Annotated in this window: 26 protein-coding genes; 20 read left to right on the forward strand and 6 right to left on the reverse strand. The window is 40.6% G+C overall.

Annotation, left to right across the window (positions count from 1 at the left end; all coding sequences use genetic code 11):
- Positions 1–53 precede the first annotated feature (53 nt).
- From ACFQ2J_RS00530 to ACFQ2J_RS00605, 16 genes are all read left to right on the forward strand, one after another.
- On the forward strand, positions 54–1,169 hold the full coding sequence (locus ACFQ2J_RS00530) for an AAA family ATPase (RefSeq protein WP_386055587.1): 1,116 nt from the start codon (positions 54–56) through the stop codon (positions 1,167–1,169).
- A complete protein-coding gene (locus ACFQ2J_RS00535) occupies positions 1,162–2,388 on the forward strand; it encodes a CpaF family protein (RefSeq protein ID WP_386055589.1) in 1,227 nt (408 codons plus the stop codon). Before ACFQ2J_RS00530 ends, ACFQ2J_RS00535 begins: the two co-directional genes overlap by 8 nt.
- 29 nt (positions 2,389–2,417) lie before the next feature.
- Positions 2,418–3,377 carry a type II secretion system F family protein gene (locus ACFQ2J_RS00540; protein WP_386055591.1) on the forward strand — a complete coding sequence of 320 codons (960 nt, stop codon included), beginning with the start codon at positions 2,418–2,420 and terminating at the stop codon, positions 3,375–3,377.
- Between the two features lie 4 nt (positions 3,378–3,381).
- Complete coding sequence (locus ACFQ2J_RS00545; protein WP_386055593.1) at positions 3,382–4,245, forward strand: type II secretion system F family protein; 864 nt, start codon at positions 3,382–3,384, stop codon at positions 4,243–4,245.
- 42 nt (positions 4,246–4,287) lie between these two features.
- Complete coding sequence (locus ACFQ2J_RS00550; protein ID WP_386055594.1) at positions 4,288–4,476, forward strand: Flp1 family type IVb pilin; 189 nt, start codon at positions 4,288–4,290, stop codon at positions 4,474–4,476.
- Positions 4,477–4,521: 45 nt separating this feature from the next.
- Positions 4,522–5,163 carry a TadE/TadG family type IV pilus assembly protein gene (locus ACFQ2J_RS00555; RefSeq protein ID WP_386055596.1) on the forward strand — a complete coding sequence of 214 codons (642 nt, stop codon included), beginning with the start codon at positions 4,522–4,524 and terminating at the stop codon, positions 5,161–5,163.
- Between the two features lie 27 nt (positions 5,164–5,190).
- Entirely contained in the window at positions 5,191–7,350 is a 2,160-nt protein-coding gene (locus ACFQ2J_RS00560; RefSeq protein ID WP_386055598.1) for a hypothetical protein, read from the forward strand.
- A 27-nt stretch (positions 7,351–7,377) separates the two neighbouring features.
- Positions 7,378–7,956, forward strand: a complete 579-nt coding sequence (locus tag ACFQ2J_RS00565) for a DUF4352 domain-containing protein (protein ID WP_386055600.1) — start codon at positions 7,378–7,380, stop codon at positions 7,954–7,956.
- A gap of 32 nt (positions 7,957–7,988) precedes the next feature.
- Positions 7,989–8,582 (forward strand): TadE/TadG family type IV pilus assembly protein, encoded by a 594-nt coding sequence (locus ACFQ2J_RS00570; RefSeq protein WP_386055601.1) that lies wholly within the window; start codon positions 7,989–7,991, stop codon positions 8,580–8,582.
- Between the two features lie 264 nt (positions 8,583–8,846).
- On the forward strand, positions 8,847–9,413 hold the full coding sequence (locus ACFQ2J_RS00575; protein WP_386055603.1) for a DUF4352 domain-containing protein: 567 nt from the start codon (positions 8,847–8,849) through the stop codon (positions 9,411–9,413).
- A gap of 301 nt (positions 9,414–9,714) precedes the next feature.
- On the forward strand, positions 9,715–10,284 hold the full coding sequence (locus ACFQ2J_RS00580; RefSeq protein ID WP_386055605.1) for a DUF4352 domain-containing protein: 570 nt from the start codon (positions 9,715–9,717) through the stop codon (positions 10,282–10,284).
- Positions 10,285–10,801: 517 nt separating this feature from the next.
- On the forward strand, positions 10,802–11,314 hold the full coding sequence (locus ACFQ2J_RS00585; RefSeq protein WP_386055606.1) for an A24 family peptidase: 513 nt from the start codon (positions 10,802–10,804) through the stop codon (positions 11,312–11,314).
- A 12-nt stretch (positions 11,315–11,326) separates the two neighbouring features.
- Positions 11,327–12,742: a DUF6382 domain-containing protein gene (locus ACFQ2J_RS00590; protein WP_386055608.1), complete on the forward strand. Its 1,416-nt coding sequence runs from the start codon at positions 11,327–11,329 to the stop codon at positions 12,740–12,742.
- A complete protein-coding gene (locus ACFQ2J_RS00595) occupies positions 12,739–13,500 on the forward strand; it encodes a serine/threonine protein kinase (protein WP_386055610.1) in 762 nt (253 codons plus the stop codon). Before ACFQ2J_RS00590 ends, ACFQ2J_RS00595 begins: the two co-directional genes overlap by 4 nt.
- A 22-nt stretch (positions 13,501–13,522) precedes the next feature.
- Entirely contained in the window at positions 13,523–14,854 is a 1,332-nt protein-coding gene (locus ACFQ2J_RS00600) for a type VII secretion protein EssB/YukC (RefSeq protein ID WP_386055612.1), read from the forward strand.
- A 54-nt stretch (positions 14,855–14,908) separates the two neighbouring features.
- On the forward strand, positions 14,909–15,544 hold the full coding sequence (locus tag ACFQ2J_RS00605) for a hypothetical protein (RefSeq protein WP_386055614.1): 636 nt from the start codon (positions 14,909–14,911) through the stop codon (positions 15,542–15,544).
- Positions 15,545–15,626: 82 nt separating this feature from the next.
- On the opposite strand, the gene ACFQ2J_RS00610 is transcribed toward ACFQ2J_RS00605, so the two are convergent.
- Positions 15,627–16,307: a hypothetical protein gene (locus ACFQ2J_RS00610; protein WP_386055616.1), complete on the reverse strand. Its 681-nt coding sequence runs from the start codon at positions 16,305–16,307 to the stop codon at positions 15,627–15,629.
- Positions 16,307–17,584 (reverse strand): helix-turn-helix domain-containing protein, encoded by a 1,278-nt coding sequence (locus tag ACFQ2J_RS00615; protein ID WP_386055618.1) that lies wholly within the window; start codon positions 17,582–17,584, stop codon positions 16,307–16,309. Before ACFQ2J_RS00615 ends, ACFQ2J_RS00610 begins: the two co-directional genes overlap by 1 nt.
- 549 nt (positions 17,585–18,133) lie before the next feature.
- On the opposite strand from ACFQ2J_RS00615, the gene pyrH reads away from it, so the two are divergent.
- The 4 genes from pyrH to ACFQ2J_RS00635 all read left to right on the forward strand — a co-directional run bounded on the left by pyrH (position 18,134) and on the right by ACFQ2J_RS00635 (position 20,710).
- Positions 18,134–18,880 (forward strand): UMP kinase, encoded by a 747-nt coding sequence (gene pyrH / locus ACFQ2J_RS00620; RefSeq protein ID WP_386055620.1) that lies wholly within the window; start codon positions 18,134–18,136, stop codon positions 18,878–18,880.
- A gap of 60 nt (positions 18,881–18,940) precedes the next feature.
- Positions 18,941–19,822, forward strand: a complete 882-nt coding sequence (gene dat / locus ACFQ2J_RS00625) for a D-amino-acid transaminase (protein ID WP_386055622.1) — start codon at positions 18,941–18,943, stop codon at positions 19,820–19,822.
- 61 nt (positions 19,823–19,883) lie between these two features.
- A complete protein-coding gene (locus tag ACFQ2J_RS00630) occupies positions 19,884–20,255 on the forward strand; it encodes an ASCH domain-containing protein (protein WP_386055623.1) in 372 nt (123 codons plus the stop codon).
- A 14-nt stretch (positions 20,256–20,269) separates the two neighbouring features.
- Positions 20,270–20,710, forward strand: coding sequence for a hypothetical protein (locus tag ACFQ2J_RS00635; protein ID WP_386055624.1), 441 nt, complete (start codon positions 20,270–20,272; stop codon positions 20,708–20,710).
- 22 nt (positions 20,711–20,732) lie between these two features.
- On the opposite strand, the gene ACFQ2J_RS00640 is transcribed toward ACFQ2J_RS00635, so the two are convergent.
- The 4 genes from ACFQ2J_RS00640 to ACFQ2J_RS00655 are packed head-to-tail and all read right to left on the reverse strand — an operon-like array spanning position 20,733 to position 24,879.
- A complete protein-coding gene (locus tag ACFQ2J_RS00640) occupies positions 20,733–21,839 on the reverse strand; it encodes a GerAB/ArcD/ProY family transporter (protein WP_386055626.1) in 1,107 nt (368 codons plus the stop codon).
- A gap of 28 nt (positions 21,840–21,867) precedes the next feature.
- Positions 21,868–22,101 carry a hypothetical protein gene (locus tag ACFQ2J_RS00645; protein ID WP_386055627.1) on the reverse strand — a complete coding sequence of 78 codons (234 nt, stop codon included), beginning with the start codon at positions 22,099–22,101 and terminating at the stop codon, positions 21,868–21,870.
- 1 nt (position 22,102) lies between these two features.
- Positions 22,103–23,308: a Ger(x)C family spore germination protein gene (locus ACFQ2J_RS00650; protein WP_386055628.1), complete on the reverse strand. Its 1,206-nt coding sequence runs from the start codon at positions 23,306–23,308 to the stop codon at positions 22,103–22,105.
- A 23-nt stretch (positions 23,309–23,331) separates the two neighbouring features.
- The gene (locus ACFQ2J_RS00655) at positions 23,332–24,879 is read right to left on the reverse strand and encodes a spore germination protein (RefSeq protein ID WP_386055630.1); all 1,548 of its coding nucleotides are present in this window, start codon (positions 24,877–24,879) and stop codon (positions 23,332–23,334) included.
- Positions 24,880–24,928 lie beyond the last annotated feature (49 nt).

Genomic DNA, 24,928 nt, shown 5'->3' on the forward strand with positions numbered 1-24,928 from the left:
TACAATTCACTAAGTTGTCGAATTTTATTTAGATCAATGAAGGAGCGTATCGCATGAAAAAAATCCAGCTTACCCTTTTAGAAGAAGATCATGAATATATCGAATTTCTATCAGACTATTTACGTTCCTCTGAGTGGAGAAACAGGGTGGAGTTGAACGTGTTTACGAACGAGCGGGTATTTCAGGAATATTTAATGCAGGAACCTGTAATACAGCTTGTACTTCTATCTGAAAATGCAAATAAAGAATGGAAAATCGATCGACTGAAGTCGGACTCTTCATTGATGCTTATTGTTCTCAATGACACTCAACATCAGCAAAATGAGGGGAGCGTATTCAAGTTCCAGCCTGCGGACCGGTTGATGTCTAAGATTATCACTACATATGCAGAAGTTTCAGAGACTTCCCTGTCATCAGGCAATGTGAAAACGAAACTGTTGTCCTTCTATTCTGCAATGGGAGGGGTCGGCAAGACCTCACTTGCAGTCAATTTAAGCAGACAGTTGGCGTTGGTGGGAGAGAATGTATTCTACCTCAACCTGGAATTGATGAATAGCACGTCACTATTCTTCAATTCGCCTGAAGACCAGCATACATCCCAACTGTTTTATTATGCGAAAGCGAAACCAGAGCTGCTTCCAGTCAAACTGGAAGAATTGGTCAAACGAGATCCATACAATCAAGTGGATTATTTCGATTTGGCAGTCAACGCTGAAGAAATGAAGGATTTCACCGCTGAAAATCTGCGGACAGTCATCCAGGCATTGGCTGGTTCAGGTACGTACGATTATATTCTAGTCGATCTTGATTCCTCCATGGAAGAAAGAGTGAGAGAAGCATTGATGCTTAGTGATCTCATTCTCTGGGTGTTGAGCAATGATGTACGAAGCTTTCACAAAACAAGCCATTTGTTGGAGTTTTCCGAGCGTCTTTTCGGCAAAGACTCAAATTTAAAAGAAAAGATCTTCTTTATTTTGAACGGATATATGGGAAGTGTACCATCATCCTTCGAACGCTTTGATGTGCCGGTACATGTGCAATTGCCGGCTATGAAAGAATGGGAGCAGATGGAATCAGGAAGAGCTTTGACTACGACTACCATCTTCCCTGATCATGTTTTGAAACTTATCATGCAAGAGGATCTGAAGGACGGTGTTCCACTTGGTTGATGAACAAGTCGTCCGGAAACTGATTGTCGATTTGAGGGAAACGCTGGATTTGATGCATTCCATCTCAAACGATGAATTAGTCGAATATATTGAACAGGCAGTTTTCCAATATGCCCAGGAGAACTATCTGAAAGCCGATGAAATGAAGTGGCTCGTCGAGCGGATCTTCAATGCGTTTCGTGGGTATGACGTCCTGCAGCCATTGATTGATGATCCTACCATTACGGAGATCATGGTGAACAATCATATGGAGATCTTCATCGAGCGTTACGGGGAAACATCCAAAGTCGATATGAAGTTCGAAAACGAACAGAAGCTTGAAGATATTATCCAGGCGATTGTTTCAAAAGTCGACCGGGTCGTCAATGAGTCTACGCCGATCGTAGATGCAAGGTTACAGGATGGATCACGTGTCAACGTCGTATTGCCACCGATTGCACTCGCTGGACCAGTCATGACCATCCGTAAGTTCCCAGAACGGCCGCTGATGATTGATGACTTAATCGAAAAAGGTTCCATCACCGATGAAGCTGCCGAATTTTTAAGGAAATTAGTAGCTTCCAAATATAATATTTTCATAGGAGGAGGAACAGGATCAGGTAAGACGACCTTTTTGAACGTTCTTTCCAATTTCGTACCGAAGCATGAAAGGATCCTTACGATTGAGGACTCCGCAGAGTTGCAGATTCATAGTGTCCCCAACCTTGTAGGTCTTGAAACGAGAAATGCCAACACAGAAGGTAAAGGAGAAATTTCGATACGTGATTTGATTAAAACTTCGCTCCGTATGCGGCCCGACCGTATCATCGTTGGTGAGGTAAGGGGCGAAGAAGCCCTGGACATGCTGCAGGCGATGAACACAGGTCATGATGGATCAATCTCAACCGGTCACGCCAACTCGACGAAAGACATGCTGAGCCGACTGGAAACGATGGTGTTAAGCGGAGCGAACCTGCCTGTAGAAGTCATTCGAAAGCAAATCGGGTCTGCCATCGATATCATGGTCCACCTCACGCGATTAAGGGACCATTCGAGAAAAGTTGTAGCGATCAGTGAATTATTAGGAGTAGTGGATGGCGAAGTGCAACTAAATCCCCTCTATGAATTCGTCGAAGAGGGAGAAAGTCCTGAGGGAGAAGTCATAGGTGAACTCCAGCCTACAGGTAATAAGTTGCAAAATATGTCAAAATTGAAACTTGCAGGGATATCGATACGTTAGAAAACTAGTAACCGCAAGGAGGTGAGGGAATGAACGTCGATATTTTGCTTGTCATCATGCTGATCGGCCTGATAGGAGCTTACATTTACATCGTTTCAAAACGGAAACGGGAAGAGCGAAATGAGCTGACCGAACAGAAGCAGGTAGAAGAAGAAGAGAAAAAGGCGAAAGAGAAGAAGCTTGCTTCAACTTACTTCAATCTTGATCGATTCAAGCAGGAAGAAGATACGTATGCTGGGCACCTGATCGACTATTCGCGTTACAAGCTGAGTAAAAAAGAATTCATTTTCTATTCAATCATCGCAGGATTTTTGTTCGGGTTGATTGGTCAGCTGTTCTATGAAAGCTGGATAGCAGCAGGAGTGCTTGCTTCACTGGGGCTCCTTTACCCATATGTGCAAAAGAAGCGCTTGCTCGAAAAGCGTAAAGAAAAGCTTAGCTTACAGTTCAAGGAAGCAATCGCTAGTCTATCATCTTCCCTCGCTGCAGGTCGTTCAATTGAGAATAGCTTCAAGGAAGTGGTAGAGGATTTGAAGCTGTTGTATCCTGACCCCAACACATACATCATCCATGAATTCGAAGTCATCAACCGACGAGTGGAAAATGGGGAAACAATTGAGCGGGCTATTGAAGACTTCAGTAAGCGCTCAGACATTGAAGATATCCAGAATTTCTCGGATATATTCATCACGTGTAAACGGACAGGTGGTAACCTGGTTGAGGTCATCCGGAGGACATCGGATATCATCAGTGAAAAGATCGATATTCAACAGGAAGTCTCCGTCATGGTAGCTCAGAAGCGATTTGAATCCAAGGTGCTGAGTATTGCACCGATTGGGATGATCCTGTTGCTGAAGTACAGTGCAGGGGACTATATGGCACCGCTCTACCAATGGGAGCATATGGGACCGATCGTCATGACAATCTGTCTGATAATCCTGGCAGTCTCCTATTGGATCAGTCAAAAAATAATGGACATCAGGGTGTAGAACAATGATTGGATTCGGAATAGCAACTCTCATATTAATAGCCATTTATTTTACTTTATCGCTGAAAGCAGGAAAGATGTACAAGCCGTTCATCGAGCGCTTCGGTAAAGATTTCCAACTGAATTTCATGGCACCTGTATCGTTGTATCTCATTGACCTTTTTCAAGTCATGGAACGATTCTATGGTCAAATCGCATTTATTCAGAAGCGGATGATCAGCATCCACGGCAATAAGACGGCTCTCCAATTTACAAAAATGTATTTGGCACAGCTGATCTCAACCGTGCTGCTCTGTTTATTTGGCAGTGTGCTGTTCGGGCTTGTTTCGGAAGGCGATATTACCATTTTCGTAGTTGGAATGATCTTTACAGTGATGATCCCATTTGTACTCATCCAGAAATTGAATAATGAGGAGAAAGAGCGTAGAGATCAGATTTTGACGGAGTTACCGGAAGTGGTCAATAAGATCATCCTGCTTGTCAATGCAGGGGAAACCGTCCAGCGCGCGATGATCCAATGCGTAGCCAGCACTAAGAATAAAAATTCTCCTTTATATAAAGAGTTGAATGAGGCAGTCAACAAACTGACCAGTAATGAATCTTTCCACCAAGTGTTGAATGATCTTAGTAAAAAAGTGGGGATCCAGGAAGTATCGATCTTCACTACGACGATTCTATTAAACTACCGAAAAGGTGGACAGGATCTGATCTTGGCATTGAGAGAACTTTCCCATGATTTATGGGAAAAGCGCAAAAACATTTCGAAGACTAAAGGGGAAGAGGCTTCTTCCAAACTGGTCTTCCCGCTGATTCTTATATTCGTAGCTGTCATGATCATCGTCGGTTATCCGGCGATCACTATCCTTTAACAGACAGCCTATATATACAAAAAAACTTAGGAGGTTGGAAATATGAAAGCTCTAACAGAATGGTTCAAAGGTTTTTGGGAAGATGAAGAAGGATTGCAGACACTGGAAATCATGTTGATCATTGCGGTAATCGTAGTCATCGCACTATTGTTCAGAGAGCGGATCATGACGTGGATCAATGACCTGCTTGACTTCGGTGATCAAGAAATCGACAACTTCAAATCGGAGTAAGTAAGCGATTTGAAGCGGAATGTTCAGATGAAAGGATGTCGGTTCATGGACATCTTGAAAATAAGACGATTTCGCAAAAATGAAACAGGAAGCTTCACGATTGAAGCTTCCATCGTTTTTCCGATTCTGCTGATCTTGACCCTATGCCTGATTTTCTTCAGTCTGGTCATCTATCAGAAAGCGATGCTCCACTATAGTGCCAATACAATTGCTGATCGTCTCGCTTATACATGGGACAACAGCAAGAAGGATTGGGCGACAGGGGAATTCGCAGCCAATGATTACACCACTTTTGACGGTGGAGACGACGGGCTGTACTGGCGTTTTACTAACAATAACTTCTTTGAGCAGTTTGGCGTTAACTTGCCACTTGGCGACAGTGGAGTGATGAATCGGAAGCTGGATCGTGCCAAAGAAGGAGACCTTCCTTTTGGTGCAGCTGCAGATATCAGTTATGAAAATGACTTAACCGGCAACCACATAGTCGTCAAACTTAGAAGCCCCGTCAAGATACCGGCGTTTACCCGCGATTTGTTCGGGATTGATGAGATTGCTGTTGAAACTAGCCGGCGAGTCAATGAACCAGTTGAATTCATGAGAAATGTGGATTTTGTCGCGTATTCCATGGAGGAACTAAGAAAGTTCGGGAGTTTTATTACAGAGTTTCGAAAGAATGGAAGGAAGTAAACAATTATATGAGGGTGGGTAGGGACAGTGAAAAGAGCATGGGAAAATTTCAAAAGAAGATTTATACGTGATGAGAATGGCGCTGTCTCTATCTATTTAATTATTGTCATTTTGTTACTCTTTGTCTTTAACGCTGTATTAATTGATTTTGCAAGAATAATGGTGGCAGAACACCAAACCGAAACTACAGCACAAAAGGCTTTGCGTTCTGTGTTCAGCGCATATGAAAAAAAACTGCAACAAAAAGGTGTCTATGCTTATTACTCAAGTGATGAATCAAGCGCTGAAGAAATCTTCAATAGTGTGTTTGAGCAGAATATGGCTGCAGAAGGTAACTACTTCAAATTTATTGATAATAAGATGGAGTCATCCTCCATTTCTTGGGATGAAAGTCGTTCGTTAGCGAACGTGGATGTATTAGAACACCAGATTTTAGAAGATATGAAATATCGGGCTCCAGTTGAGTATGGGAAGCTAGTCGTGGAACAATTCATGCCCGTCGCTTGTGCAATGGAAAAAGCATCTGCTTTCACAGATGTAGCAAGTGAAGTAGAAAAAGAATTTCAACAGCGTAGCGAAGTTTTACAGCAATTGAAAAGTGATTTGAAAGAAGCTGAACGTCAAATTGAACTTATTAAAAAAGCGGTGTATCCAAACCATAGAAGTGAAAATAAATATCCGACCGTAAAAGCTGTTGGAGATTTAAATAATCATTACCCGAAATATGCGGATAATCCATCTTCAGAGGATGCTTCTGATTTTGAGGATAACGTCAATGAATTGACCAAAAAACTTGTAACTAAAACAAAAAGTACAAATAAGCAACTGGATGAAGCTCAAAAAGCATTGGACAAAGCAAAAAAAGAAAATGAAAAAATCAAAAAGAAAATCAAAGAGTTACGCAAAGACAATGAACATAAGTATGACAGGGTAAAGGATAAATGTGCACAAGCGGATGATGCAGGGTTAAATGAAGCAAATTCAAGCATTGATGATTATGTCATTCCTGATGAATCATTCAATGAAATGGAAGATGCAATTGAATTAGCCATTACTGAAACAGAAAATATGACAACAAAAACACTACTTAGCAAGGTGCAGCATGTAGATAGTGTCATGGATAATGTGTTCAACAACGATCCAAATTCTGCTGAAAATGTTGATCTTAAGACATTAGCGAGAGAAATAAGTATTAAGAGAGATGTCGTCTATGATCAGATTACCAAGGCGAGAGACGAATTTAGTGCAGAAATCCCGGATCAATATTATGAAGATGATGCTGAAGTGAGTAAATACAAAAAATCAGCTAAAGATCGATTCAAAGAAGCTCAAAAGTTACTTAACATGGCAAATGGAATTTCATCGGATTTTGACGACTATAACAAACTTTCTGAAAATCTTGCGAAATATAATGGAGCAAATGCAATCCAAGTAGAGTTAGGGGACAATCCTGAGCAAGGTGCCGATAGTTCTATGCAAATGGTTGATAACCTATTTAATAGTCTTGGAGAGATGATGACCGGAGTGCGGAATGAAGCCTATGTCAACGAGTATATAATGACAAGGTTCATGAGTGTTCAGGATCCAGGTGAATTATCGAGTTGTAATGGAGCCATGTACAAATGCCCAGAAGCATACTTATATGAAAATAGGGAAGTTGAATATATTCTCTACGGTATTCATGAACCTGCAGCAAATTATGGAGCAGCATTGACAGAATTGTTCTTCACTAGACTCGCGCTAAACATGGCCAGTGAGCTTTCCACTAATGAAACCGTAAGAGCAATACCTCATCCATGGGCGAAATTCTGGGTCGCACTAGCAGCAGCACTGAACCAGACAATACAAGATATGGAACAATTGACTAAAGGTAATACTGTACCATTAATCGACTTGAAATCGATGAGAAGATCAATTCAGACAGATTATAAATTCTACCTAAGACTTTATCTATTTTTACATCCTGAAGGGGATACATTGCATCGAGTACAAGCAAGCTTAGATAAGTCTGCATCCTCTGTGGAAATGGATCAATTACCTACGTATATTACGGGAGAAGTGGAATCTTCAATAGATCTATGGTTCCTGCCAGGGATTGCAGATATGCTCGGGAGAGCGAATGTAATTAATGGTGAAGTAAAAGATGGAAGATATATGATCAGCAAAGAGGTTCACTATTCCTACTAGACTAAAAAGTGGAGGGAAAATAAAATAATGTTCAAATACTTTAAATCCTTATTACTATTAACTGCACTCACTCTTGTAATAACAGGGTGTAACTCCGATGAAGAAGAAGGTTCAACTAATGATCAAAATGAAACGGACCAAGAGATGACACAACCAGAAGAAGAACAAGACTCAGAAACTGAGGATGAAAGTGAAAAATCAATGGAATTGCAAATGGGTGAGACAGCAGAATTGAAAACTACAATTGGTGAGTTCAATTTGACACTGGTAAACGCTAAGAAGGAAGAGGAAATAGAGGGAGAACAATCTCAGCTAGACACTTTTGTAGTAACTGAGTGGGAAGTGGAAAATGCGAGTGATGAACCAATGGAAATTGCAGATATGGTAAGTGCTTTAGATATGTATGCAGGTAAAGATGATACAGGAAGAGGTTGGATTCTTCTTGAAAACCAAGAAGCTTGGGAAGGTACACTAGAACCAGGTGAAAAAGCCACTGGTGAACTCTTATTCGAACTTTATAATTCCGATACCTATTACGCAGGTATGGAGTATGCCTCAAATGATTCAGATTTGAAAAGTGTAATGTGGAAATTTTCGATTGAATAATCAACCTTAGAAATGGAGAGGGGGAGAATCAGATGCTGAAAAGAGAAGATGGAAGTATTACATTGGAAGCAGCTATGATTCTGCCTTTTTTCCTTCTATTTGTAGTTTTTCTAGCTACATTAATCCGTATCGCGGTAGTGGAGATGACGATTGAAGAAACCGTTTCAGAAACCACAGAAATGGTAGCGACTCACGCTTATCCTATAACTTTTATTGATTCTTCACCGCAAAATTTTGTTGATAGACATTTAAAGGGAATTTCTATGAAACAAGTTACGCTTTCTAATGTAGAGAAATTAGTAAATGCAAAGCTACCTTCAATAACAATTGATGGTGGAAGTGATTTCGTACAATCCTTATCTTATGAAAAGCTGAATCCGATCATTCAGGAATCATTTGAGAAAAAGTTAGATGGTTCTATATTTGATTCGAGTAAACTGAAAGTAGTGGATATTGAAATACCTAGTGATATCAATGGAGGAAAAGATTCCTACCTAGGCTTGACCGTTCAATATGAAATGAAGGCATTCATTCCATTTATAGAAAGAAACATCGTATTAAAAAAACGAGGAGTTGAACGTTTATGGACAGGCGGACCAGCAACCTCACAAGAAAGTGGATCATAAATGTGGGATGAATTGAAGCGCTTTTTCATTGAGATGATTGTAGGTTTTGTGTTCGATCATCCAATCATATCACTTTTTTTGTTTCTTGCTCTCCTAACGTTGTTAAACTCTATATTTAAGTACGACCCCAATGATCCTAGCAACATGGGAGATTGATGTTTAGTCCTACATCATGGTTTGTAAGGGGAAAGAAGTATATAAAGGCAATTTTATAACAGGTTTGCTATGCAGTTTCTAGTATAGTCTTCGATAGGAGTGAAAAGATTGAAGAAGATCATAAGATTTACCTTATTTATGATTATTTCTCTTTTAGTAGCTGGGTGTAACTCAAATGAGGATGCACAATCAAATGCAAATAGTGAAGAAGAGGTCTCTCAATCCAGCGAAGATTATTCAGAAGAAAGTGAATTAAAAGTGGAGAAGACAAACCTTAATATGGGTGAAACTGCAGAACTAAGTACAACTGTAGGAGATTTCAGTCTTACACTAGAAGATGCTGAAGAAAAAACTGAAATAGATGGCCAACAATCACAACTAGATATTTTCGTACTTACAGAATGGAAAGTTGAGAATATCAGTGAAGAACCAATTGAAGTCAACGACGCAATTGGAGGACTTCATCTATACAATGAGATGAGAGGTTCAGGTACATGGTGGATTTTATTGGAGAATGATGAAGAATGGAAAGGTGAACTACAACCTGGGGAGTCTGCTACAGGAGAACTGAAATTTGAAATTGAGGATACAGAAGAATATAGTGCTGGAATGGAATATGCATCAGCGGATTCTGAACTTAAGGAAGTAATGTGGAATTTTACTATTGAAGATTGACTTAATTTTAACCTTTGAATTGATAGATTTTTAAAATTAGCCATTCCTTTTTGGATAGGCGGACCAGCACTTACTATAGAAGGTGGCAATTAAATGTGGGATGAAATAAAACATTTTATTAGTAGAGTAGTTGCCGATTTCATACTTAATCACCCAATTCTCTCGCTGTTTCTCTTTCTATTATTTTTTTCGTTTTTAGATTCAGTTTTTAAAACTGATCCTAATGATCCTACCAATATGGGTGAATGACTTTAAGGTTTTGAAAAAAAATCACTAAATATCTTCAGTAGGAGGGACAAGATTGAAAGGGATAATGAAGCTTACCTTATTCATCATAATTATTTTGATTGTAACTGGTTGTAGCTCAAATGATGAGCAAACTAATGAAACTAATAAAGCCAATGAAGAAGATGTAACTCAATCAAACCAGGACACCTCCGAAGAGGATGAAACAGAATTAGAACAGACTACCCTCAATATGGGGGAGACTGCCGAGCTAAGTACAACTGTAGGAGATTTCAGTTTGACCCTTACGAATGCTCAAGAAAAAACTGAAATAGATGGAGAACAGTCGCAACGTGAAATTTTTGTGGTAACAGAGTGGGAAGTTAAAAATACAAGTGAGGAACCGATTGAAATTAGCGAAACTATTGGAGCTATAAAATTATTCAATGATATAAGAATCTCAGGTGCAGCGTGGATTTTACTAGAGGATGATGAGGAATGGAGTGGAGAGTTAAAGCCTGGGGAGTCTGAGACAGGCGAACTATTATTTGAGATAGAAGATACTGAAAACTATTCAGTAGGTATGAATTATGCTTCATCTGAATCTGCACCTAGGAAAGTCATGTGGAACTTCACGGTTGAATAATAATAACGCGTAAAAGTTTTCTAGTTGTAGAAGGTGTTTTGAATGTTGGAAAGTATAAAAGAATTTTTCCTAGAAGTGGTTATTCGCTTTATATTTGAACACCCATTTCTTGCTCTAGTTTTCTTTCTAATCGTTCAAGCTATCTTGAATTGGGTTGTGAAGTATAATCCAAATGATCCTAGAAATATGGATTGAACAAAAACTGCCACTAACAATCTACGTAATATGGGGATTATTTCTAGGTATCGAAGCTCTTTGCGAAACTTATAAATCGGCTTAGAATCGAGAGATTGTAAGCATGCTTGAAACCTTAGGGCAACATTTCCTTAAACTAATAATAGGATTTGTCATTGACCATCCCATTTGGTCACTAATCATTCTTTTATTTCTTATATCACTAATGAATTCTATCTTTAAACACAATCCACATAATCCTAATAACAAGTGAAATATAATCCAAGTGCCCATATGTTTAGTGGGCTAGTATTTTATTCAACCCCTAGGGGGAGGAAGCTATATGGAAGTTAATCATTATATTTTTATCGCACTAATTATCATCGCATTCATCTGGGATGTGAAATTTCAAAAAATCCCAAACTGGCTTACTGCCTCAGGCATGGTTATCGGTATCATCTATCACTTGATTGCTGGAGGTTTGGACGGATTCTTATTCGCGTGTCTGGGCTTGCTTGTTGCTGGTGGGATCTTCATGTTGCTCTATCTGTTCAAAGCGATTGGAGCAGGGGATGTAAAGCTGTTTGCGGCCATCGGAGCGCTTACTGGTATTGAGTTTTCGCTTTATCTGATGATGTATTCCATCATTTTTGCAGGATTAATTGGAATAATCATTCTCTTATTTTCAAAGACTTTTCTTCGAAAAATGCTTTCAGCTTTGACGCAGCTTCTACGCTCAATCAAGACATTTAAGTTTGAAGAGATGGAAGAATACAAACAAAAACACAGTACAAGGTTCCCTTTCATGTATGCAGTAGTACCGGCTGTCATTACTACATACTATTACATGTTCTAATGGAGGTTCAAAATGGATACGACAATTTTTGGTTATACTTATGATTTTAATGATATCAATGGCTTTCATATGATGGTCACCAATAGAGAAAATACTCCTCTATCGACGAAGGATCTCAACCCTTTGCAGATGAAAATGATCCAGTCGAATGATATTCCCCGGTTGCTGCCTATCATGTTCGACCAGGTCGACCTTCAGCTACGACTCCATTATGATCTCCGCTCAAAGAAGATGCTGGATCCTTATTTGAAGGAAAAGGATTTGACATGGAATGAATTCGCTCATCTATTAATCAATGTGATTGAAGGAATCGAGTCCAGCAGTCTGTATATGATGAATCGCAATCATTTTGTCATCGATAAACGATTCATTTTCATAGGAAAAGACAGCAGTGACGTTTTCCTCACTTATCTTCCATTCAAAGAAATCGACCGCAATATCAGTTTAGAGGACGAATTCAAAAAGCTGATTACGGATGTGGCCGAACAGCATGAACACCTCCACGGTTCAGAATACGAAGAATTGAAAGGGTACATGGATGAACCTACGTTCAACCTAGATGGATTGAAAGAGGTCCTTCTTTCTTTATCCTCCGCCTATGTTCATCAAAGAGCGTATCAGGAAGCAGCTGCCAGCACTGCAGTTACAGTAGAAGGGGAAGAGGATGAGCTCACTCCGGAGGACATGAACGAAATCCAGAACAAAAAGAAAAATGGTAAAGGTGATAAGGCGAACCACAAGCCTTTGACACAAAGAGAGTTGATTTATCTGTTTGCTGGTTCAGCGCTTGCAATAGCTCTTATGTGGAAAATGTACGATATGACTACACAGGACATCTGGTTTGAAATCAGCATGTCATTCACATTGATTGTCGTTGTTTTCGATATCATCTATATCAATCGCAGACGAGGCAATGGTCAAACTGCCAGCAAAGCTTCGAGAAAGAATAGAAAGAAGAAAGTAAAAGGGAAGTCGCAAGCAGAAACAGAAACCATTGAATCTGGTGCGGCCCAGGCTACAGCTGGTGTAGACACATCACAGGTAACCCAGACACCTTTCGATACTCAACCATTGGGAGAAGGTATCAAGTTCCAGCACAAACAAACCAATCAGAAAGTCCATCCATACCTTACAGTCAACAGAAATGGAGAAATCGAATCCATCAACATAAAAGAGTCGAATTTTCTAATCGGACGTAACGCTGAAAAGGTTCATTATGTGGAAGATATCGATGGAGTATCACGCATTCATGCAGAGCTTGTTACCATCAACAATTCCTATGGTGTCAAAGATCTAGGGTCGAAAAATGGAACAGTTATCAACGGTAATGCTTTAGTTCCGTATAAAGTATATGAACTCAAGGATAATGACCAACTTGAAATCGGAAGCAGTACATTCACCTTTCACCATCCTGAGACATATAAATGATGGAAGAGATAGGCACATTGGTGGACGAGCGCTATCATATCATCGATTTTATCGATCGGGGCAGTACATCACACGTGTATCTTTGTGTAGATCAAGTGACTTCTATGAAGCTTGTCCTGAAACTGACAGAAAAAGAGCATCCACTGTCCGCTCAGCTTTCAAATGAAGCGAAACAGTTGATGAGCATTGATCATCCTCGTATTCCGACCTTATATGATTTTGGAGAATGGAAGGATCGTCTGTATGCTGTCCAAGAATTCAGAAGCGGAACCTCTTTGGAGCCATGGGTCAGGGATGGTATGGATTTTTCTATGATGCGGAAGGTTTGGGTAGGGTTGGCGGAGGTGCTCTGCTACCTGCATGACACTGAGGTCCGTCTCGTTCACAGGGATATTAAGCCCTCCAACATTCTGATCGACCATAATGGGGGCATAACCTTACTGGATTTTGGTATAAGCGCACCAATTGGTAATACAGATGTACCTCCACTAGGGTCAAAAGCATTCGTAGCACCGGAACAATACAGAAGGAATCTGCCTGTTCATCCAAGTGCTGATATGTACAGTGCAGGAGCACTTATCTTTCATATGATAGTAAAAGATTTTCCTCAACGGTCAAATGACATAAATGCTGAAAGATTGTACAATGCAGGCGTTTCAGTAAAGGGCATAAGTCTTCTAAAAAGGATGTTGGCGCTTGATCCCGGACAAAGACCATGCGCCATTGAAGTTTATCAGGAGTTAATTGATCTGCCATAGACGGTGCAGAGGAGGAATATAAGTGAATTATCTTCCTATTGATGTCCAATGGAATGATAAAGAAAGAACAGTTAACGTCGTTATCCCGACCAATCAGACGAAAATGATTGAGAACGAACAGTTAGCAGAGTTTGAAAAGAAGAGCGATTATTTTTTTAATTTATCGAACGTTAGGGTCAATTCAAAGCAGATTGAATTCATTTATGGAGTAGAACAGAATTATTATCCACTGTCATCGCTGAGACGTGCGCCACTGTATAAAGTGTTAGGTATTATTCAGCATCTGTTCGTACTGGAAGAATTATATGGCTCCCAATTCAATCCACTGATCAATCCGGATAATATTTTTTATTCAAATGATGGAACAATTAAAGTGGCTCATCGTGGCCTCAGGGGAGTGATTCCACCACTGGAGGATACGAAAGAAGCATTGTTTCATGAGATGAAGGCATGTATGCTATCGCTGTTCTCCAGGCATTCATTTGATAAGATTATGACGGAAGGTCCGGACAGCCTCATTTGGAATGAGTCTACAGTAGCACAAAATATTGCCAAAGCAGGGAGTCTTGCTGAACTGAAAGCAATCGTCCTTACTGAAAAGAAGAAAGCGGACGACAGTAGGCAAACATACCTCAGTAAGCGAGGGAAAATTGTCGCTCTCATCGGTGCGTTGATGGTAGGCTTTTTGCTTGGATTAGCTACGGTTTTTCTGTGGGCAGACCAGGCAGAAGGCGAAAATAACGAGCAATTATTGAAAAAGCAGGTCGATCAGGTGGCTGCTATGAAAGATGAGCTGCAACAAAAAGAGGCAAGGGTAGATGCTTATGAAGCTATGCTTGCAGGTGAGCATGAGCTGGCCGTTGAACGTTTACTTTCTTTGGAAAACCGTGGTGAGTTTGAAGAAGGACTGTTGCTGGATGCATATCTGCAATTGGAGACCGCAGAATCGTTACAGAAAGCGGCTGAATTGGATGCCTCTCTACATCCGGACATCGTCCTTAAACTGCTTGCCATGAATACAGATGCATCCCGCCAAGTTCTGATGAACATGGAATCGGAAGCACCGGAAGTGCTGATCGAGCAGGCATATTTTAATAAAGACTATGAAAAAGTGCTTTCGCTTAATGACACTCTCGATAATAGTAGGTCTAAGAGGCTTGCAGCACACAGTCATTTTGAATTGGATCAGATCAAAGAGGCGGAAGCACTTGCCAAAGAAGTAAACGATAAAGGGCTTCAATTGAAAATCCTGACGATTAAAAAAGAAAAGATTGAGAATAATGACAAACTGGATGAAGATGAGAAAAAAGAACAATTGAAAAAAATTAATGAACAAATAAAAGAATTACAATAAAAGGAATACAGACTGCTGTGTTCCTTTTTCCTTTGATCGATAGGAGGTAAAGCAATGAACAAAACAATGATCTTTGCAATTATTCTAGTCATCATTTTTGGTACACTCAATCACTATGGAATAGGATACGATTATAAAGATGATACGAAAGAAGATGCCGTTGCAGCCGTAGACAAAATCACCGGCCTTAAAAGTAATGTCCCAGCTGATATTGTAGAAGATTATAAATTTGGTGCCAAGGATGGCACGCTGACAAGGCTTCGAGGCGGGGAAGATGATATCAAAATTGTGCAACTTGGTGGAGGCTATCGAGTTGAGTTGAAGCTTGTCGGTGATCTTCAATCTTCAGTCGATGAGGCATATGTAACAATGGCAAGGCAATCCTATGAGCTGGTAGAAGAAATGGACGACCTGAACTTCTTCGAGCGTGCATGGAGAATCAACATTAATGAATTCCCTTCCAACTATTATATACAGTGGTATATGCCTGTTAAAAAGGAAGGTGGAAGTGTTGGGATCGAACACGTACTGACGATGTCGGAGATTGTTATAGGTGGCTATAAGTCAGGGATGTATCCTGAATGGAGAAAAGGGGAGTACAATGCTGATGTAGACTATCGTGATGGAGACTTCGACCATGCGTTTCGAGTGGAGAATGAAGGTAGTGAGATCCTGACGTTGAATGAATGAATGCTAATCGATACTTAATTAATGCTAATAAAATACGACATACAAAAAGGGATGCAACCTGCATCCCCTTTTAATAGTTAAATTATAGTTTGAAAGAGTTAAGACCGCCAACATCAGGCTTATCAGCAGCAAGAAGTTCGAAAGAGTTCAATCCGCCAACATCAGGCTTGTCTGCAGCGAGAAGTTCGAAGGAATTCAATCCACCAACGTCAGGTTTGTCAGCAGCAAGAAGTTCGAAAGAGTTCAACCCACCAACGTCAGGCTTGTCAGCAAGAAGCTCGAAGGAGTTCAATCCACCAACGTCAGGCTTGTCGGCAAGAAGCTCAAAGGAGTTCAACCCACCAACATCAGGTTTGTCGGCAAGAAGCTCAAAGGAATTCAATCCACCAACATCAGGTTTGTCGGCAAGAAGCTCAAAGGAATTCAATCCACCAACATCAGGTTTGTCAGCAAGAAGCTCAAAGGAATTCAATCCACCAACATCAGGTTTGTCAGCAAGAAGCTCAAAGGAATTCAATCCACCAACGTCAGGTTTGTCGGCAAGAAGCTCAAAGGAGTTTAATCCACCAACGTCAGGCTTGTCAGCAAGAAGCTCAAAGGAATTCAATCCACCAACATCAGGTTTGTCGGCAAGAAGCTCAAAGGAATTCAATCCACCAACATCAGGTTTGTCTGCACTTAATGTATCATACGAATAAACACCGGATGCAATAACTAAAGCTAATCCTGTTAATGCTAATAATTTGCCAAATTTCTTTTTCATTACTCTATTCCTCCTTCAAAATCTATATGTGATAATTCTTGCTTATAATACTTACTTGCTAATTTGAAGTTGTTTTCTTCGAGGTAATGATCACCTAGAACTTTATAGACACCTTTCAGTGAATCGTAACGTTTCTTCGACTCTAAATACTGAATGGAATCCAGCAAGATGTGTTCATCTTCTTTCTTATATTTAAGGATGTAGTTTATAAAATAGATATATAAGAAATGGGTAGACTCCAGTTCCTTAGGAAGTTCGTTTAGCAGTTGGCCATAAAGCTTGTCAGCGCTTTGTTTATTCTCATCTAAGAGATAACTATCCATTAGAGCTTTATAGGTTAACCACAAGTCTTCATTTTTTGTTTGTTTTTTTAGTTCCAGAGAACTCTCTAAGTATTTGACTGCTAAATCATAATTTTCTTTGTTTTTATGAATGAGACCTTTATTATGGTAAATTCTTGATAATAGATTTGAATAGTTATATATTTCTGCGATTTTTTCTGCTCTGTCTAGGAAGTTCATTGCTTCTTCATACTGCTTTATTGTCATATATTGAGCAGCGAGAAGGTTGTTTGTCTTACATGATTCCATGTCATATTTTTTTGTGTGTTCAAATAAAGCTTTTGCCCTTAGTGCAAATTGTATAGCTTTATGATTAAGATTCAACATTCCATAAAGCAGAGCAATATTATAGATGACTGCTCCTTTTGCTGGTCCATGATCAACAGAATCTACAAACATCTCCATATAGTGTGTGCTTTCTTTTATACGGCTTTCTGAAAATGTTTTAAGCGACATCATGTAGTTGAAACTTTCTCTTACTAGTTTCGGATAGGATTTCAATTCTGTTTCATCTATGTACTTTGTAATGTGTGTCTCATAAATATCGATAGCGGATTGAGTGTCCCCCATCTTAAAATAATACGCACATTTCAAACATAGATAAGTAGCTTCGAGTGGGATTGGAGAGAGGTATTCGTAATAGTTCTCTTCAATCACTTCGATGATCTCTTTTGCTTTGTCCGGATGTAAGACGATGTTCGACTGCAGGATTTTCAATAAGTATTCAGCGTCTTCATCCCGTTTGCTATAATTGACAAGGAATCCCTCTGATACACCCAATTGGGTTTCTAAAGCACTTAACACATGTGGCCTTGGTGGGTGATTACCTTCTTCGATCTTTGCTAGATAGCTGGTGGATGTAACTGTCTCTGCTGCTTCTTTTAATGTAAGCCCCCGATGATTTCGCAGGATTTGAATACGATTACCAATATGCATAATCAGACCCCATTGTATAAGTTATTCCTAATTACCTATTCGACAAATAGACAAAAAGGCTTATGAATTTATCGTATTTCCATGGTATACCAAATGAATATAAAAAGAAATATGAAACGTGAATTTTGTGATAATTCTATCATGAAAAATAGAACTAAATACCTACAAACTATTCATAAATAACTAGATTCTTTTTCGTTGTGGTTCGACATTGTACGACGAATGTCGCTTTTTTATCCAAGTGGAAAAATTTAGATGAGCAGATCGCTTTTTCAATAAATTACTTCCTATATGTAATAAGTTTTCAAAGGATTACTTTTCGATAACAAAATTGTGTATTCCTGCTGATAACCTTTTTTTGTGAGTGGAATATGCTATAATGATTTAACAAATCAATGAGAAGGAGCGATTGGCATGGTACACACAGTTAACGGATATAACAGTTCAGACATTGCCAATCATCCATTTTATAAGTGAGAGCAAAAGCGTTCATTCGTTTTTGCTCTTTTTTTGTACCTTGTGGTTTCTAATAATCAGGGAGATGATGATATGAGATACAAACGTGTATTGGTAAAAATCAGTGGTGGCGCATTATCCGGCAACACACATGAAAATTTCGATACGAATAGCCTCGAGCATATTTCGAATGAAATCCTTTCCCTGGTGAAAAGTGGTGTAGAAGTAGCTGTCGTAGTCGGTGGAGGGAATATTTTCAGGGGACGAACTGCCGAGGTGTGGGGAATCGATCGTGTTGAGGCGGATAACATCGGGACCATCGGGACAGTCATCAACAGTCTGATGCTTCGCGGTGTGTTAAAAAGCAAAACCGAACGTGAAGTACGGGTAATGTCTTCTGTTCCGATCTCGTCTGTAGCAGAACCTTATATCCGTTTAAAAGCAATGCACCATTTGCAAAAAGGCTACATCGTCATCTGTGCTGGTGGGAATGGTCAGCCGTTTGTTACGACAGATTACCCGGGGGTGCAGAGAGCAGTGGAATTGGACTGTGATGCCATTCTTGTAGCAAAGCAAGGCGTGGATGGTGTCTACACAGCTGATCCATTCAAAGACAGTTCCGCCAGGCTCTATGGTACATTGAATTATGATGATGTCATTGCCAACAATATTCAGGTGATGGACCAATCTGCACTACTTCTAGCAAGAGATCACGGGCTACCTGTCCATATCTTCAACTTCGATAAGCCGAACATCATGCAGGAATTATGCTCAGGCAAAGACTTTGGAACATTAGTGTCCCATACACCTTCGAGTTTCATTGAATTATCTGAAGGGTAACTGGATAGAATTGAAGTGTTATGCACTTAGAAAAATATAAAGAATCAGGGGGAAATATTGATGGCAATCAGTCCATATATATTGACAGAAAAAGACTTCGTCGCTCAGGAGAAGTTGCAGTATCCATTTGAAGAAAGAGGTCTCCAGTTCGGAGATGGCGTTTATGAAGTAATTCGTGTATATCAAGGCGATTATTACTTATTGGATGAGCACTTGGATCGTCTTTACCGATCTGCTGAAGCAATCAAAATTCAAATTCCTTTCACTAGAGAGGAAATGGACCGTCGTTTACATGACCTACTTGAACGAAATGATATTCAAACGGATGCGAAGGTCTATTTGCAGATGACGAGAGGTTCAGCAGCAAGGGACCACGCATTTCCGGAAGGAGTCGTGCCGAATTTCTATGCCTATGTCCAGGAGTTCCCTCGCAATCTTGAGGCATTGAGACAGGGCGGAGCCGTACATGCTTATCCGGATATCAGGTGGGATTATTGCTACATAAAGAGCTTGAATCTCCTGCCGAATGTCTTAGCCAAACAGGAAGCCAAGGAAAAAGGCTGCTTTGAAGCACTTTTCCATAAAGACGGAGAAGTTACGGAGTGCAGTGCATCCAACGCTTACCTCGTCAAAGATGGAAAAGTTTACACTCATCCTACAAAAAAGAACATTCTATATGGATGTGTCCGCTTAAGAATCGAGAAGTTCTGTAATGATTTGGGCATTCCATTCATTGAAACACCTTTCCGCTTGGAAGATATCAAGGAAGCTGATGAAATGTTCTCATCAAGCAGCGTGATGGAGATCATGCCGATTCTGAAAGTGGATGATACTGTAATTGGCGAAGGAACACCGGGTAGCATAACGAAACAATTGCAGAAAGCATATGAAACAGATGCGGGTATCAAAGAAGCAAATTCAATCTTTCATAAAGTACAATAATTCGAAGCAAACTACCTCTAAAGGCACGACTCTTAACTAATGATTAAGGAGCGTCGACAACATGATTCACTTTATGGGGTTAGATGAACATTCATTTGATGCGATAGCTGCTGGAGAAAAAGAGTATGAAGTACGAGTGAATGATGACAAACAGAAGTTGGTCCGGGTAGGAGATCTGATCGAATTTACGAAAATTCCGAGCAGAGACCAGGTAATGACGGTGGAAGTTACTGCTATTGAAGCATTTCCTTCCTTCAGTGAGTTGAAGAATTCCATTCATATAGAAGGATTGGATAATGCGAATCATGAGGGTTGGAATAGTCAGCTGCATTCCAGTTATTCAGAGGAACAGGAAGCGTTGATGGGGGTATTGGCAATTCAGGTGCGACCAGCTCCTGTTTTGTCACCGGTAAGAACCATCAGTTACTCTTGAATCAGGAGGGGAATATGGAAGATAAAGTGAAAATCGAATTAAGTCCGAAACAATACGAAAAACTGCTTGAAACGGTATTCATCGGGACGTGGGTGGTCAACTCCACCAAAGACGAATTGGACGAATCGTTCGAACAAGTGAGGAACATTGTCCTTTCGCATTCTAAAGAAGCGAATGCTGCGGAAAAAGTTGAATATGTAGCGGATGGAGATTATTATGACCTGAGCGTTGCCTACGAGACAGCACTTGTCGATGCATTTATCGAACCATACGATGAACAGGCTTTCTTTGATAAATTGATTGAAAAGCTGGCATTAAAGAAGCTGGCAGAGGAAGTCGGAGGACTAAGTGTTCCTCTATCAGAAGAAATGATTGAGAAAAAATTGATGTATGAATCAGAAATTGAACAGGGGCTTTACAAGTACGGATTAAAACCGCTTGACTGGAAAGCCTGACAGATAAGCAAGCGCACCATCATTACTTGGTGTTCGCTTGCTTTTTCTTTTTGAATGCTAGTCCTATCCCTATGAGCAAAGGTATCAGGAAGCCGTGGGTAATTGCATAAGGAAACCATGTTTCGCCGACGAATTTTTCAAAGTAAGCGACATCCGGATAACTGATGATGGAGAGTACGACTGCAATCATTCCTAGAGGCAATAGGAGAGTGCGCTCGTCCTGCATATTGAAAACTCTGGAGAACCCTTTTGCGGTTGCTCCGAAGAGGATGATCAGCTTAAAGAAGATGGTCAGCATCCATATGATTGCGATAATGATTTCTACACCCTCTAAAAAGCCAGCGATACTGATGTTCTTTCCCAACTCATAACTTGGATAAGCATTCAGTGCTGTCAGATGACTACCGAGTACAAGAATGCTTAAAAACGTGATCAGGACAAGAAAGCCTCCCCCAAGAAGGACGCCAAGCAGCCAGGCTTTTCTTGCTTTCTTGTTTTGCTTTTCCTTTACATATGGATAAACCATCAACAATGCAGCCATTTCCAGAAAAGGGGAACCAATCATCGTCAAAGACGTTCCGACAATAGGTTTCCATCCATTTTCAAAGACTGGTTTTACATTTTCGAACTGCAGCTGTGGAGCTACAAAGACAGTAAGAAATAAAATAAGGAGAATGATCCATGGCATGAAGATTTCTGCTGTTCTGCCAATCACTTCAATCCCCAGCCGTGCACCGAAAATGACCACGAGTAAAAACAGGATGTGCGTGAATTGGAGGGGCGTTTCCGGGATGATCTGTGTGGTCATGAAGTCTCCAATGTTCCTCAGTACTAAAGAGGATAGTATGAAAATGAATAAGAGGAATATAATCGCTATTAATCTTCCCAGCCACTTTCCAAAGACATCAATAGATGCATCCACAAGGTTGCTTTCTGGTGATAGATCACCGATTTTAATGAAGAGCAGCCCAAGCAATATACCGATGGCCAGCGAAATGGAAGCGGCAATCCATGCATCCTGCTTTGCTCCACTTGCCATGGGAGAAGGCATAATGATGATTGAACTCCCGATAACAAACAACATCACTAAAAACATGAATTGTCTTGGACTGATTTGTTCATTGTTCATCCATTTCCTCTCCTTCCATAGCAGGTAGTCAGCTGAAGAAAGCCTGCAGTGCTTTGCTTATCGGCTGATAAATTGCTTGAATATAATCCAAGGGATTAGGTATATCCATTTGACCAAATTCAGCTAGACTTAAAGCGGTTCCTACCATAAGAAATAAGCTGAAAATGACCAAATCTCCTTTTAAGCCTTTCTTGTAAAGGTTCGGTGCTTCAGTGAAAAATATACCTGTGGAAAGAAGGACGATTGCCATGTTAACCCACATACTATGACTCTCCTTTTGCAGTAGGCTGGACCATTTTTCCTTTTCTGCGGATATTGGAGGTTACATTGATTTCATAATCCAGTTCAGCAAAATGTGTATTCCAATCATCTTTCACTTTCTTCCAGTACTTTGGATGTTCTCGATGCAGAATCCCCCCGAACCCGAAAATATCACTCTCGAATTTGTTTTGTGCGGCCTGAATGGAACTGATCATTTTCTCTTTTATATCTTCTTCTGTGAGATGGTTTATTTTTTCAATTGTTTTCGGATCACTTAAATCAATTGGGCAATGGACTTCGCCTATATTTCCTTCCATATTGAGATCGATGGTAATCACCGGTTTTCCATTCTCCAGCTTGGATGCTGTGGAAGTGTTTGTCCTTAAAACCTCCACACTCACGAGACAATCGCCTTTCATAGGGAAGGTAATCACTGTGCTTTTGACACTGCCTGCGATATAGTTGTGGCCTTTACTTTGATTCTGGTTCAGCCAGCCAATCAACTGATCTCCTTTGAAAACCCCTAAAAAGTCTACATATATCTTGGTGGGGGAATCAACAAGTTCCACATTCTCTCTTTGTTTCCCAAAGTCTACAGGTCCGAAGACTTCAATCCCGGTCATCACTGGATCCTTTGCTTCGCTTAACAGGTCAGATAAAACTTCATCAATTTTCACCCCTTTTGTCGGTGCCCAATTTTGTTCTGATGATTCGATCGTATGCAGAATTTTATTTGCCGGTACTTTTTCAAAGGGAGTCAGGATTCCGAGTAAGTCGCGAGGACTGACTCCTTTTGCAACGACCATCATGAATTCTGTCCGCATTTCGTGATCCCGGTAAAACAAATCAAGTGCCTCGATGATTCCTTCTTCTGCTAACCTCTCACCAAAAATAAGCATTCGCACCTGTGATAGGTAGATCTTACGTGGCGAAGAAGATGTAAGCTTTCGAAACGCTTCAAGCAGTGTCTGACCTGTTGAAGCGTACACACTTACAGGTGGTCTCGTCGTAGGTGCATCTGTAGCGATTTCGGAAGGGTTAATCAATTGTACACTCAATTCGTATTCACCTTGCTCATTCAGATCCACCCCGATTGCTACTGTGATTCCAAGTTGATCCAATTCACGGCTGTTCCAACATCCTGAAAGCAGGAGGATACAACAAGTACATAGTATGAGACGAGTGGTGCCATGTTTGAGCGTTCTCATCGGTGAATTCCCTTCTCTCCATATTAATGATTATTGCGCTTTTTATTCGTTTTCGATATGAAGCTTGGTCTTGAGAACAACCCCCACCTTGGAAAACGAAGCAACGTATCTTTCTGGTCTTTAGGTACGAATGGAGCAAGCGGGGACATATATGGAACCCCGAAAGATTGAAGGTTACAAAGGTGCATCACCATCATGATCAATCCAAGTATGATGCCGTATAGACCGAATGTTGCTGCCAACGCCATGAATAAGAAGCGAAGTATCCGGATGGGGATCGCCATGTTATAGGAAGGAAATACAAAGCTGCTGATCGCCGTGATTGCCACTACGATGACCATCCCAGGTGATACCAGTCCCGCTTGGACCGCTGCATCCCCTAATACGAGTGCGCCTACGATCGATACGGCTGAACCGACTGCCCTAGGTAGACGGACACCGGCTTCCCTTAAAATCTCGAAAGTCAATTCCATGATCATTGCTTCAACAAAAGCAGGGAAAGGGACGCCTTCACGCTGCGCCGCTAAGTTGATCAATAAAGGAGCTGGTATCATTTCCTGGTGGAAGGTTGTAAACGCAATATATAAAGCGGGCATGAATAAGGCGATGTTGAATGCGAGTAAGCGAAGTAAGCGGATTGCTGTACTGATATCGTACCTTTGATAATAATCCTCGCTGGATTGCATGAAGTTGATGAACAATGTCGGAACAAGCAGGACGATCGGGGTTCCATCAGTTATGATGGCCACTCGCCCTTCCAGTATTCCTGCTGCAATTGCATCCGGCCGTTCTGAATAGTAGACCGTTGGAAAAGGCGTGTAGTCAGCATCCTGAATGTATTCCTCAATATATCCACTTTCCAATACGCCATCGATATCTATCTGGTCCAGTCGCCTGTGTACTTCTTCGATTACGCTTTTTTCAGCCATTCCTTCCAAGTAGAGTACTGCTATATCAGTTTGTGTGTATTTACCTAAAACCTTTGAATCTACTCGTAGGTTTGAGTCTTTGATTTTTCTCCGGATCAATGCGGTGTTTGTCCGTAATGTCTCGGTAAATGCTTCCTTCGGACCGCGGATTACACCTTCAGAGGTAGTCTCCTGAACCCCGCGATCTCTCCATCCTCTTGTGCTGGCGGCTAGAGCCGTCGTTTCTCTATCAAGCAGGATGACCGTATCACCGGATAGTAGATGATGAAACATCTTTTTTAGCTCAGTGACTTCTTTCAAATCTCCAATCGGCAATTGGTTATTCTTAACTTGTTCTGATATATGCTGAATTGTAAGGTGATCTTCAACAGGTTCGTACATCAACGCTTCCATTACATATTCGTTCACTGTATTTTTATCAATCAACCCATCAATGTACAGAATTGCCGCTTTAGTCTTTTTAAACGATTGTTTGTTGATCGGAACTTCCCTTACTACGAAGTCGGAGCTGTTGCCCATCATCTGTTTAATCGATGCCAGGTTTTCCTCCAGGCTCTTTTTCAAGAAGGTGGATTTGAGTTCACCGGTACTTATGGAGCTTTGTAATTCAGTTTTTCTGCTTTGTTTTTTCCTTCGCTTCATACAAGTAGCTCCTTCATGTACTTTGTTTGTATGTTGTGCGATTTAAACG

Origin of the sequence: Thalassobacillus hwangdonensis (assembly GCF_042675915.1) — a bacterium.
GTDB classification, from domain to species: Bacteria; Bacillota; Bacilli; order Bacillales; family Halobacillaceae; genus Thalassobacillus_A; species Thalassobacillus_A hwangdonensis.